We start from the raw sequence: 12,298 nt of genomic DNA, 5'->3' as shown, positions 1-12,298 counted from the left end.
TATCCATGCAGCATTTTTCCCTTCTCGATCTGTCCCCTGTGCCGGAAGGCCAGACAGCGGCCGCGGCTCTGGCAAACACGGTCGATCTGGCGCGGTCCGCGGAACAGGCAGGCTACCATCGCTACTGGCTGGCCGAGCATCACAACATGCCGGGCATCGCCAGCGCCGCAACATCGCTTGTCATCGGCCAGGTGGCGGCAGCAACCTCCACCATGCGCGTCGGCGCGGGCGGTATCATGCTGCCCAACCACTCGCCGCTGATCATCGCTGAGCAATTCGGCACGCTGGCAACGCTTTACCCGGGCCGGATCGACCTGGGCCTGGGCCGCGCCCCGGGCACGGACATGGCGACGGCCAGGGCCCTGCGTCGTCACATGGCCGGTGAGGACAGTTTTCCGCAGGATGTCCAGGAGCTGATGGGCTATTTCAGACCCGCTTCTGAAACCAGCAGGGTGCGCGCGATCCCGGGCGAAGGCACGCAGGTTCCGATCTGGATCCTTGGCTCGAGCCTTTACGGCGCGCAACTCGCGGCGGCCTTCGGGCTGCCCTATGCCTTTGCCTCCCATTTCGCACCGGACATGCTGGAAGAAGCGCTGGAGATCTACCGGGCAACCTTCCAGCCGTCACCGCAGCTCGCCAGACCGCATGTGATGGTGGCAGCTGGCGTCTTTGCTGCCGACTCCGACGAAGAGGCAGATTACCTGCGCTCTTCCCAGTTGCTCGCCTTCGCCCGGTTGCGCATGGGCAGCCCGGGCAAACTACCCCTGCCGGTGAAAAATATCACCGCCGAAATTCCGCCCGCCGTTCTGGCGCAGGTCGAACACGCCCTGTCCTGCTCGGCAACAGGATCTCCGGCGACGATCCGCGACCAACTGTCGGCAATCATCACCCGCTACCAGCCCGACGAACTGATGATCACCGGCATGATCCACGATCACGGTGCCCGCGTGAAATCCTTCCAGCTCGCGGCCGACGTCCTGAAGGATCTCGTGACAGCTTAGTCAACCATCAAAGGCGCTTCGACAAATATGGGCGGTTTCTTCCAGCCAGTCTTGCCGCTGGGGATAGGAGCTGCCGACAACAGGCCTGAAGACGTGGCGCTCATAATCCAGAGCGCCACAATACGGCAGCACGCACCGGCCCCAGATCAGCTCCAGCGGGTCTCCAAGATCAAGCCGCTCTCGCTCCGCCTCGGTGTCGGATGTGTTGAAGACGACGGCCTTGCGGATCGACAGCAACCCTTCCGGCAGACCGTCGGCAGTCTGCAGCCGATAGGCAACGCCCGGCACCAGCACGCGGTCCATCCAGCCTGCAAGGATCGCCGGCGGTTTGCCCCACCAGTTCGGATGGACGACCAGCAGACCATCAGCGTTCGAAATACCTTCCCTGTGCCGCGCAACGACGGCGTCCTCTGAACGGGACAGCACTTCTTCCAGGGTATCGCCGATCGAATAGGCTTCCTCTGCTGTCAGACAGGGATCGAACTCTTCGGCATAAAGATCGTGGTGATCTATCTGGTGTCCCTCGGCCTCCAGAGCGTCACGCGCCTGTTTCGACAGCGCATGGCAGAAGCTGTTGTCCCTGGGGTGGGCCAGAAGGGAAAAGATGCGCAACGGCCTGTTTCCTTGAAGCAAATTGAAAATACCGGCTTGGAATTTTGCCGGAGCAATTTTATTCCCATGACTTCGCAATTCATTTCAGCCGTTTCAACCCTGGCAAGACCATTTGCCTGGTTTGACCTTAGGGACGGCTGTCGAAGGATCGAAATCCGCGCGTAAGCACCTGCTTATGATGCCCGGCGTCAGCAGTCCGTCAATCGACCGAAGCCGAGTTTGCGGCCAATCAGGACGAAGACCGCAACGGTCGCAGAAACCTGATGAAGGACACAATCATGCTGAAGAAATCTCTCGCCGTACTCTGCCTCTGCCTTGCTCCGGTCGCCGCGCAGGCCATGCCCGCCGTTGGTGACATGGTCGGCACAAATCCCGAGGAAGCCACCGCGGCGCTGGCCAAGGCCGGTTGCACCGTCAAGGAATTCGAGGCCGAGGACGGCAAGATCGAAGCGAAATGCACCGATGCGGAAAACAAGCTTTGGGAAGTCTACATCGACCCGAAATCCGGCATGGTCACCAACGTCAAGAACGAAGACTGATCATGGGTGCCTCAAACACCCCGCAATCGAACGAGGGGGCGCAAAGCCCCCCCGAATTGTGGGATCCGCTGGTGCGGATCAGCCACTGGTTGATCGCAGCCGCAGTCATCGCCAACGGCCTCATCAACAAGGGCGGCGGCACCATCCACATCTGGATAGGCTGGGGCGTTCTGGGGTTGCTGGCGCTTCGCTTCGTCTGGGGATTTCTCGGGCCTGCCGAAGCCAGGTTCTCCTCCTTTCTGCCCGACCCGCGGGCTGCGGTGTCTCACCTCATCGACCTCGTCAGGGGCAAACCGCGCCACTATCGCTCCCATAATCCCGCCGGAGCGATCATGGTCTATGCGCTTTGGGCCTGCCTTGTGGCGGTAACCGGAACCGGCCTTTACATGACCGGTGCCAAGAGCCCCATCACGATTGCCGAGGAAAAGGCGGCGGTTGCCGCCGGAGACTGGTCGGTGCTCGTCAAGAAAGACGACGACGAAGGCGAAGAGAAATCGTCCCTGGGTGAAGCCGCGGAGGAAGTTCACGAGATCGCCGCCAACCTGATGCTGGTGATGGCCCTGATCCATGTCGCAGGTGTCGCAGTTGAAAGTCGTGTGATGAAGCGTAATCTGGTTCGGCCCATGCTGGTTGGCCGGATCAAGGACAAATGACATTTTCAGGGATCAACCTGCGGCAGGGACGGCGTGAGACAACCGCCCTTGCCGCCTTCATGCTGTTGCAATCCGTGGCCGCGATCTTCTTTGTCGGCGATGCCTTTACCGATCTTGTGACCGACGTCAGCAGCCCGCATTCCATTTTCGAATTCTTTGTCGCCTTCGTGTTGATCGTCGGCATTTTCCTGGCCGGCTGGCAGCTGCGGCTCACCCTGGAAAGACTGCGCAATCAGGAGCGCGGCCTTGGAGCCGCCCGCGGCGATCTTGCCCGGATCATTGACGGCCAGTTTGCCGAATGGGGCCTGACACCTGCTGAAAGAGATGTCGGCCTCCTGGCCTTGAAAGGGCTGGATCTTTCGGAGATCGCCCAGCTGCGGGGCGCGGCACAGGGAACCGTGCGCGCTCAATTGACCAGAATCTACGCAAAGGCCGGTGTTTCGGGCCGTCACCAGTTCGCGGCCTGGTTCGTTGAAGACCTGCTTCAGGACGGCCTTGCGGACAGGGCCATGGTGTCCGCTGAGGCCTGAATCTGTTTGGCGACACCAGAACACTAAAAAATCCCGGACAAATCCCGAATACGACCACTCCGTGCATTAAGCGTAAGTACTATCACAGCTTGGCGAACTGCCGTGCTGCGCCTACTCTGCCAGAGGAACTCACCGAATGTGTTCAAGGGAGACGGGGATCATGTCTTTTCGACATCTGCTTGCAGGCTTGCCCATCGCACTTCTCATGACGTGCACAACGTCCATGGCGCAAGAGTCAAAACCACCAAACATACTGGTCATATGGGGCGACGATGTCGGTTGGCAGAATGTTTCCGCTTATGGCATGGGCACCATGGGTTACACCACGCCCAACATCGACCGCCTGGCGAATGAAGGCCTCCGCTTCACCGATCACTACGCCCAGCCGAGCTGCACCGCAGGCCGTGCGGCGTTCCTGACCGGTCAGTACCCGATCCGGTCCGGCATGACCACCGTGGGTCAACCCGGGTCGTCGCTCGGTCTGAAAGCAGAGTCGCCAACGCTTGCGGAAGAACTGAAACAGATCGGCTACCGCACGGGACATTTCGGCAAGAACCATCTGGGTGACCGGAACGAGCACCTGCCCACCGTCCATGGCTTCGACGAATTCTTCGGCAATCTCTATCATCTCAATACGCAGGAAGAAGCCGAACAGCGCGACTACCAGCGTTTCGGCGAAGCCTTTTCCGGCAGCCTTGAGGAATACGAGAAGCAGTTCGGAACACGGGGCGTCATACACAGCTTTGCATCGGAAACCTTCGACGATACCGAACAGCCCAGGTTTGGTGTCATAGGCAAGCAGACGGTCGAGGACACCGGTCCACTCACCCAGGAGCGAATGAAGAACTTCGACGAGGGCGAAGTCATCCCTCTGGCCAAGGACTTCATGAAAAACGCCCAGGAAGCGGGCGAACCGTTCTTTGTCTGGCTGAACACCAGCCGCATGCATCTCTACACGCGGCTGAACGACGAGTGGCGCTACGCCGCAGAAACCTATACGACCGAAGCCGACTACCACGGCTCGGGCATGCTGCAGCACGACCATGATATCGGCCTGGTGCTTGACTGGCTCGACCAACAGGGCCTGAGCGAAAACACCATTGTCTGGTATTCGACCGACAACGGGCCGGAGCATTCTTCCTGGCCCCACGGCGCCACCACTCCTTTCCGGGGCGAAAAGATGACCACCTATGAAGGCGGCGTCCGTGTCATTTCCATGGTTCGCTGGCCGAACATACTGGAAGCCGGCAAGACACTTACCGGAATTCAGGCACACCAGGACATGTTCACCACCCTGGCAGCCGCAGCCGGCATTGAAGACGTCAAGGCTGAAGTGATGGCCGAGAAGCAGCAGTTCATCGACGGCGTCAACAACCTGGCTTACTGGAAGGGCGAACAGGCCAATTCCAATCGCAACCACATCTTCCACTATTACGAAAGCGTGCTGACGGCGATCAGGATGGGACCGTGGAAATTCCACTTCTCGACCAAGGAAGATTATTACGCCAACCTGGTTCCGCGGACAGCACCTTTGGTGTTCAACATCCGAGCGGATCCGTTTGAAAGCTACGATTCAACCGATGGCTACGGACATCTGATGCAGAAGATATCGTGGCTTATCCAGCCGATGGGCGTGCTCATGGGTCAGCATCTGCAGAGCCTTGCCGACTATCCCCCGGTCCAGGGCGGGGCGTCGTTCAACATGTCGAACATCGTCGAGGACTTTCTGTCGAAGGGGATGCAGTAGCGACCCGAACTTCATGACCCGACAAAGCGAAACGGCCCCGGAACTTCCGGGGCCGTTGAATTTTCAGCGATCGCGCAGAGCAACCTGATTCAGGGAACCAACTGCGATCAGTAGTCGCCGAGCTTGATGTCCCGGGAGTATTCAACGCCTTCGACTTCCTTTGTCACTGCCTGGCCGCAAATGGTCGCGCCACGCGTTGCGTCGTAGGTGAGCGAAGGAGAACCGGACAGCTGCCAGCCCTTGTTGAGAGCCTGGGTAACCCGGTGGCAGAATTCGCTGTCGTCGATGCCGGTGATGAAGCGGTAGAGTTTCATGAGAGCTCTCTTGTGTGTCAGGTCCGGGCAGCGATGGCGTCGGCGATGGCGATCACCCGCTTGCCCATGTCCGCATGTAGCCTTTCAACCATCTTGCCGTCCACCTGGATTGCGCCCTTGCCCGCATTTTCAGGCTCATCGAACAGAGAATTGATCTTGCGTGCCCAGGCAACTTCCTCTTCCGACGGACTGAAGGCTGCGTGGCAGGGGGCGATCTGTTTCGGGTGGATCAGCGTCTTGCCGTCCATGCCCATGTCGACACCCTGGGCACATTCGGCGGCGAAACCTTCCTCGTCCTGAAACGCATTGTAGACACCGTCCAGAATATCGATGCCGCCGGCGCGCGCTGCCGCAACGCAGGTCATCAGCCAGGGCGTCATGGCGATGCGGCCGGGCGTGAGACGTGCCCTTGTTTCCTTGGCCAGGTCATTGGTGCCCATCACGAAACAGGACAGCCGCACAGCCGGGTCCAGACCGCAGGCACCGATGGCGGCTGCATTCAGCATGGCGAGCGGCGTTTCCATCATGGCCCAGAGTTTCAGGTCCGCAGACGCCCCCAGAAGCGATAGCTTGTGCGCAACCATCTGCAGGTCGGCCGGGCTGTTGACCTTGGGCACCAGAATGGCATCCGGATTGGCCTTCACCGCTGCCGCCAGATCGTCTTCGCCCCAGGGCGTCTCCAGCCCGTTGATGCGGATCACCACCTCGCGATTGCCATAGGGACGGGCCGAAACGGCCTCGACAATCTGGGTGCGCGCCATGTCCTTGGCATCGGGAGCAACCGCGTCTTCAAGGTCCAGCAGCAGGCAGTCCACATCCAGCGTTGCCGCCTTTTCCAGCGCCCGGGCGTTGGAGCCGGGCATATAGAGAGCGGAACGGCGGGGTCTTGGCTGTGTTGTCATGGGTCGATCCTGCAAGTCGGGAAAACGGATTTCCGGTTAACCTAGTGGATCGCGGCGGCCAGGGGAATTCGCCGAAGGGGGAACGGCCGCGTTCGTGCACCGGGGTACCGCCAAACGCAGACGTTGCCGCCGATCACGGAAGTTCGTCTGCCTGCATGCTCACCGGCACTTTCTGCCGGCGTTTGAAGATCATGTCCTTTGCGGCAATCACCGCCCCCAGCGTAATCGCCACACAGGCGATGCCAACGGCAGGTGTCAGCGCCCCGAAGCCGAAGGCAATCAGCAACAGGGTGGACAGGAGCGGCGCCGAATAGGCCGCTGCGCCCAGAACCTGAATATCGCCATGCTTGACACCGATGTCCCAGGTGAAAAACGCAAGTCCCACCGGGAAAGCGGCAAGAGCCAGCACCGATGCCCATTCCAGCGACGATGCAGGCAGGATCGTTTCCTCCAGCGCCAGATGGCAGACACCCGAAAGGATTGCGGTCATCAGACAGAACCCTGCAACGGCTTCGGTCGGCACCGCACCCAGTCTGCGCGACAGCACGGAATAGCTGGACCAGAACAGACACGAGGCCACCGCTGCCCCATAGCCGAGCATCGAGCCGGAGGAAAAACCGACACCTTCCCCGCCGGTGATCAGAAGCACTGCACCGGCCAGGCCCAGAACCGTTCCAATGACATGATGCAGACGAAGCCGTTCACCAGGTAACAGGGCGGAAAACAGCACGATCAGGAGCGGCCATGTGTAGTTGATCAGATTTGCTTCCACAGGCGGCGCGTTGCGGATGGCGGTGAAATAGAAAAAATGAAAGCCGAACAGGCCGAACGTGCCGAATGCCCAAACGCCAAGCGGTTGCCTGAGCAACCGGGTCTTGCCGGTCGCGATCAGCCAGATCAGCGCCATGATGCCGGAGAAGCCGAAACAGAGCGTGTTCAACAGGAACGGAGGCACACTTCCGGAACCGGCACCAAACAGGCCGAGGGTCGCCCACATCAGCACAGCTGTAAGTCCGATCAGCGTCGCCCTCAACTTTTGCTTGTCCGCCATTTCCTGTTCCCGTCTTTTCCGTGCATCGCTCATGGCACGAAATCGCCGCAAGCGAAAGGCCGCAGACCCCGGACAGGGCGTGCGTAGCCGACCGTCAGCAATGCCGCAGCCATTAATTGATCGAAGTCCTTGATCAGCGAACCCGTTTCGGGACATGGTGGGCCAAAGTCACACTCTTAATCGATTTGCTTTCCGGGGAAATCATGACGACAACGCAAATCAGGGCCCTTCGGCTGGATGATGCTCATAAGCTTGCGCCGCTTATTGCCGAAAATGCACAGGCGCTGCGGCGCGGTGCACCGCGTCGTCCCGACGCCTATTACGCCGAACGCATTCTGTCGGACAAGACGGCAGAGGTTCTGGGAGCTTTCGAAGGCGACAAGCTGGTCGGTTTCGCAGTTTTCTTCGACCTGCCGGAACTCATCACGGGTCTCAGGATCGGCCAGATGGATGACATCTATGTCCATCCCGACCACCGCAACAAGGGCACCGGCCGCAAGATGATCGAAACCCTGGTCAGCGAAGGCCAGAGCCGCGGATGGCTGCATTTGCGCTGGCTCGTACCGGGCAAGAACACCCCGGCGGTTGCGCTCTACGAAAAGATCGCAGAACCCGATCATCGCAAGAGCTACCTGATCCCGATCGACCGTGTAGCCGGCGACTGACCGGGCTTGGGTTTCAGGCAGGTTTCAGTCCGCATGCCGCTGTTCAGGGTGCGGACTGAGGCCATCAAATGATCAGGATCCCGCTGGAAACAACGGCGGGATCTGGCCAAGCGGCAGAAAACCGATGCGAACCACGCCGCGGTCGACCGAGACCGGCAGCGTGATGGTGCGCACACCGTCGACTTCCCTGGCGGCGGGCTCCAGGCTCTTCACCACATTCTGCAGCAGTGAAAAAGTCTGGTCTTCAGGCGGGAACAAGGGCTTCACGCTGTCCAGAAGCGCGTCCGGATTGCCGAGGTTCAGCTCCAGTGAACCGCTCAAGGTGCCGTCACCCGAAAGCACCAGATTGCCACTCGCCGTGGCCTTGCCAGCCCCGACCAGTATTTCGGTAAGCACCAGTTCGACCGGCAATTCTCCGCCCTGCGCCCGCACAAGCGAAACGAGGTCTGCTCCTGCAAGCAGGGCTGTGCCACCTTCGATACGGGCATGGCTGCGCAGGGAAATCGTCTGCTGAAGTTCAGGCAGAGATTTGAGGCTGAGGTCCTGAACCGTGACGAAACTTTCCAGCGTCGCCGCACTATCGGGCTGCTTGCGCAGATGCACTTCGGACTTTTCAGCCGCAAACAGGCCCCGGGCGAGGGCGGTGTCGAACGCTGCTTCCGGTTTGTCGATCACCGCATCAAACGATCCGAGTGCATTGTCGCTGAACTTCACGCTGGCGCGGGCCGTCTGCCAGGTCAGGCCACCTTCGAGGCCGTTCACCGGCACCGACATGGCCGCAGGCGACTTTGCCTCGAAGATCACGTGCCACGGATTATAGATCAAGGCGACGGCATTCAACCCGCCGAGCGATGCGGCTGTTCCCCAGCGATCGGCCGAGCGCATATCCGCGCAGGAGACTTCATAGCGGAACGGATAGCCGGCAATGGCAAGATCCGCGCAGCTCACATCCAGGCCCTGGTCCGCCATGCGGACAATTTGCCGGTCGAGTTGTTCCCGAAGGACGGACTGCCCATAAAACCAGGCGGCCGACCAGCCCGCGATCACCAGAACGATGGCTCCGGCCAGCAGAATATATCCGCGTCTGGTGGGTTTCGGCGGCTTGGTCTTGATATCGGACACTGGGTGACACTCTCTTCTGGTTCGGCGATTTCCGGACCGGTCACACTACCGACAAGGGCCACCTGCAAGACAGGCGCTGCCGGAGTGCCATTGAAACGACCGGTGCAGCTTGCTATCTCCGCAGCTGCGGTAACACAAGACAGGTCGATATGAGCGATTTTTGGGTCTTTGGCTACGGTTCTTTGATGTGGAACCCAGGATTTGATCACCAGCGCGCCGAACCGGCGCTGCTGCGCGGTGCACATCGCTCGCTTTGCGTCTATTCCTGGGTACATCGGGGTACGCAGCAGAGACCGGGTCTCGTGTTCGGCCTCGACAACGGCGGCGCATGCCGGGGCATCGCCTATCAGGTCTCCGGGGATATCTGGCCGCAAGTGCTGGAATATCTGCGCGCCCGGGAACAGACGACGATGGTCTACAAGGAGCACCATCATCACGTCGAGCTCGACAGCGGCGAGAAGGTGGAAGCGCTGGTCTACATGGTCGATCACGGCCATGCCCAGTATGCGGGTTCCTTGCCTCTGGAAGAGCAGCTGGAAATCGTAAGAGGCGCTGTCGGCAAGTCCGGCGCCAATCCGGACTATGTCATCAACACCGCCGCCCACCTCCAGGAAATGGGCATTCCCGATACGGGTCTTGCCTGGCTGGCCGAGCGCCTGAAAGCCTGAGCCAGGCTCAGGGACGGCAGTACAGGTCTTGCAGGATGCTAACGTTCAGGGAACACCCCACCAGCGCAGTGTTTGCTCGCAATGATATTTCAAGGCTTGCACCGCAGCGGCCTCGTTCCGGGTTTCCAGCGCCTCGATAACCGCCAGATGCTCGTCCATGGCCGAGGCGATCCGATCCGCGAGAAACGGCCGCGCATGCTGGATGACGGCGATCCGGATACGGTTTGCGGCATAGGCAGCCGACAGCAGCGAATTTCCAAGTCCCTCGCCAAGGTATGTGTGCAGGGACAGGTCCACCTCGATCGCCTTGGGCGGCAGGCTGGCCGCAGGCCCCGTCCGCACCTCGTCGCGCATGATCTCGTGACGCCGGCGCAAGGCGTCGAGGCCCTCCAGATTTCCCTGTGATATCCGCCGGCGCGCACCTTCCTGGTCCAGCACCAGACGCACGTCCAGACATTCGCGAATGTTGTCCGGGCTAGCTTCCATCACCTGAAGGCCGCGTTTGGGCACCGTCGTCAGGAACCCCTGAGAGCTGGCGTATTTGACGGCTTCGCGCACGGGCGCGATCGGATAGTCCAGCTGATCGACAAGCTGGGACATCGACAGGAACTGGCCATTACGCAGCGAACCGCTGCGCAAGGCTTCGACAAGCGCCTGAAAAGCCTTGTCGTTCAGCAATTCACCTCTGTTTGCGTCCTTCATTGCAGCTCCGTCGATCCGGTCCGGATGATCGCAGGTTGTCGCCACTGGCATTTCCAAGCAAAGCCGAAAGGACCTGCTTGAAATTCCGTATAGTCTGTTACCTAACATGCTTTGTAAAATGTTAGATGCAAGCACAAACTTTTTGCAATGCACAGCCAAGAGCTTCCTGCGTCCGGGAGAACGCAAGAAGACCTGCGAATGTCCGGAAAAACACCGAGGTCGCTGGGGATGCGGCCACAAGGAGGAGACTATGGCGAATTTATCTGGCAAATCGGGTCCGCGAGACGGAGGCCTCTACAACGAGGACCTGGCGCCGATCCCAGCTTCGGAGCGCAAGTGGGGCGCCTTCGAAATCTTCAACGTCTGGAACAACGATATCCAGAGCCTGTTCGGCTACACGCTGGCTGCATCGTTGTTCATCACCTACGGCCTCAACGGCTGGATGGTTTTCGCGGCTATCGTGCTGGCCGGTTTCTTCGTCATGGTGCTGGTCAATCTCACCGGCCGCCCGTCGGTAAAGCACGGCGTGCCCTATCCGGTAATCGCCCGCGCCTCGATGGGCGTTTACGGCGCCCGTTTCCCGGCGCTCGTACGCGGTATCGTCGCCATCTTCTGGTATGGCGTGCAAACCTACTTCGCCTCCACGGCGGTTGCGTTGCTGTTCAACACGCTACTCGGCACTGAGGGCGGCGCGGAATTCCTCGGCATGACAACGGTCGGCTGGATTTCCTATCTCATCGTCTGCGTCTTCCAGGTTGCCCTGTTCATGAAAGGCATCGACTGGGTCGGCAAGTTCCTGAACTGGGCAGGTCCGTTCGTCTACATCGTCATGATCGCGCTGTGCCTGGTGATCTGGTGGAAAGCCGGCAACGGCATCTTCTCGGCTCTCGGCACCATCTTCGAAGGCAGCGAAGCGACCGACCCGCGTGGGCCTGTTGCTGCCTTCGTCGCGGTGGTCGGCACGATGATCGCCTATTTCGCCGCCGTTGTGATCAACTTCGGCGACTTTTCCCGCTTCGTGTCGGATGAACGCGCCATGAAGCGCGGCAACTTCTGGGGCCTGCCGGTTTCCATGGCCTTCTTCTCCTTCATCGCCCTGTTCGTGACGGCCGGCACCGTGGTGCTGTTCGGAGAAAAGCTGGTGAACCCGGCTGATATCGTCGACCGTGTCGACAACGTCCTGCTGACGCTGATCGCTGCCGTCACTTTCTTTGCGGCAACGGTCGGCATCAACCTGGTGGCAAACTTCATTCCGCCGGCCTATGACATTGCCAACCTCAACCCGGAGAAGATCTCGGCCAAGACCGGCGGCATCATCACAGCTGTCATTGCCTTCTTCATCGGCGCGCTGTGGGTGTCGGTCATCTCGAACATCGGCATTGCCGCTTTCGTCGATACGCTCGGCGCGTTCCTGGCACCGCTCTACGGCATTCTGGTCGCGGACTACTACCTGGTTCGCAAGCAGAACATCGATGTCGAGGCGCTGTTTTCCTCCGATCCGGACGCCCGCTACCACTACAACAACGGCTGGAACATGAAGGCGATCTTTGCCTTTGCCATCGCCGCACTGTTTTCGGTGGCAACGGTGTGGGTTCCGGCCCTGTCGGAACTCTCCGGCTACGGCTGGGTCATCGGCGCGGTCCTGGGTGGTGTACTCCATCTGGGCCTGATGCGCCTGCAGTCGGCCGAAGCCGGCAAGGCAGCACAATAAGGCAGCCCGAAGTCAGGTTCAGGCGATCATCTCGCCTGGACCCCTTCAAACTGAAAGACCGTCTCAACGCATTGGGGCGGT

Annotated in this window: 14 protein-coding genes; 8 read left to right on the top strand and 6 right to left on the bottom strand. The window is 60.1% G+C overall.

Going from position 1 to position 12,298, the window contains the following annotated elements; genetic code table 11:
- Positions 1 to 5 precede the first annotated feature (5 nt).
- Positions 6 to 1,001, top strand: a complete 996-nt coding sequence (locus FIV05_RS06465; RefSeq protein WP_152509046.1) for an LLM class flavin-dependent oxidoreductase — start codon at positions 6 to 8, stop codon at positions 999 to 1,001.
- Here FIV05_RS06465 and FIV05_RS06460 read toward each other — a convergent pair whose 3' ends face one another.
- A complete protein-coding gene (locus FIV05_RS06460) occupies positions 1,002 to 1,613 on the bottom strand; it encodes an NAD(P)H-dependent oxidoreductase (RefSeq protein WP_229005242.1) in 612 nt (203 codons plus the stop codon).
- Between the two features lie 278 nt (positions 1,614 to 1,891).
- Between FIV05_RS06460 and FIV05_RS06455 the strand changes: the two genes are divergently transcribed.
- The 4 genes from FIV05_RS06455 to FIV05_RS06440 all read left to right on the top strand — a co-directional run bounded on the left by FIV05_RS06455 (position 1,892) and on the right by FIV05_RS06440 (position 5,082).
- Positions 1,892 to 2,152, top strand: a complete 261-nt coding sequence (locus tag FIV05_RS06455) for a PepSY domain-containing protein (RefSeq protein ID WP_209009877.1) — start codon at positions 1,892 to 1,894, stop codon at positions 2,150 to 2,152.
- 2 nt (positions 2,153 to 2,154) lie between these two features.
- Positions 2,155 to 2,805 carry a cytochrome b/b6 domain-containing protein gene (locus tag FIV05_RS06450; RefSeq protein ID WP_152509043.1) on the top strand — a complete coding sequence of 217 codons (651 nt, stop codon included), beginning with the start codon at positions 2,155 to 2,157 and terminating at the stop codon, positions 2,803 to 2,805.
- Positions 2,802 to 3,335, top strand: coding sequence for a helix-turn-helix transcriptional regulator (locus FIV05_RS06445; protein ID WP_152509042.1), 534 nt, complete (start codon positions 2,802 to 2,804; stop codon positions 3,333 to 3,335). The genes FIV05_RS06450 and FIV05_RS06445 overlap by 4 nt, the downstream gene beginning before the upstream one ends.
- 160 nt (positions 3,336 to 3,495) lie before the next feature.
- Positions 3,496 to 5,082: an arylsulfatase gene (locus tag FIV05_RS06440; protein ID WP_173013785.1), complete on the top strand. Its 1,587-nt coding sequence runs from the start codon at positions 3,496 to 3,498 to the stop codon at positions 5,080 to 5,082.
- Between the two features lie 107 nt (positions 5,083 to 5,189).
- Here the strand turns inward: FIV05_RS06440 and FIV05_RS06435 are convergent, their stop codons facing one another.
- The 3 genes from FIV05_RS06435 to FIV05_RS06425 all read right to left on the bottom strand — a co-directional run bounded on the left by FIV05_RS06435 (position 5,190) and on the right by FIV05_RS06425 (position 7,349).
- Positions 5,190 to 5,396: a DUF1737 domain-containing protein gene (locus tag FIV05_RS06435; RefSeq protein ID WP_023002545.1), complete on the bottom strand. Its 207-nt coding sequence runs from the start codon at positions 5,394 to 5,396 to the stop codon at positions 5,190 to 5,192.
- Positions 5,397 to 5,413: 17 nt separating this feature from the next.
- Entirely contained in the window at positions 5,414 to 6,298 is an 885-nt protein-coding gene (locus FIV05_RS06430; protein ID WP_152509041.1) for a CoA ester lyase, read from the bottom strand.
- 133 nt (positions 6,299 to 6,431) lie between these two features.
- The gene (locus FIV05_RS06425; RefSeq protein ID WP_152509040.1) at positions 6,432 to 7,349 is read right to left on the bottom strand and encodes an EamA family transporter; all 918 of its coding nucleotides are present in this window, start codon (positions 7,347 to 7,349) and stop codon (positions 6,432 to 6,434) included.
- A gap of 203 nt (positions 7,350 to 7,552) precedes the next feature.
- Here FIV05_RS06425 and FIV05_RS06420 point away from each other — a divergent pair, with 203 nt between their 5' ends.
- Entirely contained in the window at positions 7,553 to 8,014 is a 462-nt protein-coding gene (locus tag FIV05_RS06420; protein ID WP_077293271.1) for a GNAT family N-acetyltransferase, read from the top strand.
- A gap of 72 nt (positions 8,015 to 8,086) precedes the next feature.
- On the opposite strand, the gene FIV05_RS06415 is transcribed toward FIV05_RS06420, so the two are convergent.
- Positions 8,087 to 9,136: a DUF2125 domain-containing protein gene (locus FIV05_RS06415; protein WP_152509039.1), complete on the bottom strand. Its 1,050-nt coding sequence runs from the start codon at positions 9,134 to 9,136 to the stop codon at positions 8,087 to 8,089.
- Positions 9,137 to 9,285: 149 nt separating this feature from the next.
- Here FIV05_RS06415 and FIV05_RS06410 point away from each other — a divergent pair, with 149 nt between their 5' ends.
- Positions 9,286 to 9,804: a gamma-glutamylcyclotransferase gene (locus FIV05_RS06410; RefSeq protein WP_023002540.1), complete on the top strand. Its 519-nt coding sequence runs from the start codon at positions 9,286 to 9,288 to the stop codon at positions 9,802 to 9,804.
- A gap of 45 nt (positions 9,805 to 9,849) precedes the next feature.
- Here FIV05_RS06410 and FIV05_RS06405 read toward each other — a convergent pair whose 3' ends face one another.
- Positions 9,850 to 10,557: a GntR family transcriptional regulator gene (locus tag FIV05_RS06405; protein ID WP_286202269.1), complete on the bottom strand. Its 708-nt coding sequence runs from the start codon at positions 10,555 to 10,557 to the stop codon at positions 9,850 to 9,852.
- 199 nt (positions 10,558 to 10,756) lie between these two features.
- Here FIV05_RS06405 and FIV05_RS06400 point away from each other — a divergent pair, with 199 nt between their 5' ends.
- The gene (locus tag FIV05_RS06400) at positions 10,757 to 12,217 is read left to right on the top strand and encodes an NCS1 family nucleobase:cation symporter-1 (protein WP_152509038.1); all 1,461 of its coding nucleotides are present in this window, start codon (positions 10,757 to 10,759) and stop codon (positions 12,215 to 12,217) included.
- Positions 12,218 to 12,298: the final 81 nt, after the last annotated feature.

It is taken from the genome of Labrenzia sp. THAF191a (assembly GCF_009363335.1).
GTDB lineage: Bacteria > Pseudomonadota > Alphaproteobacteria > Rhizobiales > Stappiaceae > Roseibium > Roseibium algicola.
This window is presented reverse-complemented; position numbering and strand designations above follow the sequence as displayed.

Coding starts and splice junctions, on each gene's coding strand:
- FIV05_RS06465 (WP_152509046.1), top strand. CDS start 6: ATGCAGCATTTTTCCCTTCTCGATCTGTCCCCTGTGCCGGAAGGCCAG.
- FIV05_RS06455 (WP_209009877.1), top strand. CDS start 1,892: ATGCTGAAGAAATCTCTCGCCGTACTCTGCCTCTGCCTTGCTCCGGTC.
- FIV05_RS06450 (WP_152509043.1), top strand. CDS start 2,155: ATGGGTGCCTCAAACACCCCGCAATCGAACGAGGGGGCGCAAAGCCCC.
- FIV05_RS06445 (WP_152509042.1), top strand. CDS start 2,802: ATGACATTTTCAGGGATCAACCTGCGGCAGGGACGGCGTGAGACAACC.
- FIV05_RS06440 (WP_173013785.1), top strand. CDS start 3,496: ATGTCTTTTCGACATCTGCTTGCAGGCTTGCCCATCGCACTTCTCATG.
- FIV05_RS06435 (WP_023002545.1), bottom strand. CDS start 5,396: ATGAAACTCTACCGCTTCATCACCGGCATCGACGACAGCGAATTCTGC.
- FIV05_RS06430 (WP_152509041.1), bottom strand. CDS start 6,298: ATGACAACACAGCCAAGACCCCGCCGTTCCGCTCTCTATATGCCCGGC.
- FIV05_RS06425 (WP_152509040.1), bottom strand. CDS start 7,349: ATGGCGGACAAGCAAAAGTTGAGGGCGACGCTGATCGGACTTACAGCT.
- FIV05_RS06420 (WP_077293271.1), top strand. CDS start 7,553: ATGACGACAACGCAAATCAGGGCCCTTCGGCTGGATGATGCTCATAAG.
- FIV05_RS06410 (WP_023002540.1), top strand. CDS start 9,286: ATGAGCGATTTTTGGGTCTTTGGCTACGGTTCTTTGATGTGGAACCCA.
- FIV05_RS06405 (WP_286202269.1), bottom strand. CDS start 10,557: ATGCCAGTGGCGACAACCTGCGATCATCCGGACCGGATCGACGGAGCT.
- FIV05_RS06400 (WP_152509038.1), top strand. CDS start 10,757: ATGGCGAATTTATCTGGCAAATCGGGTCCGCGAGACGGAGGCCTCTAC.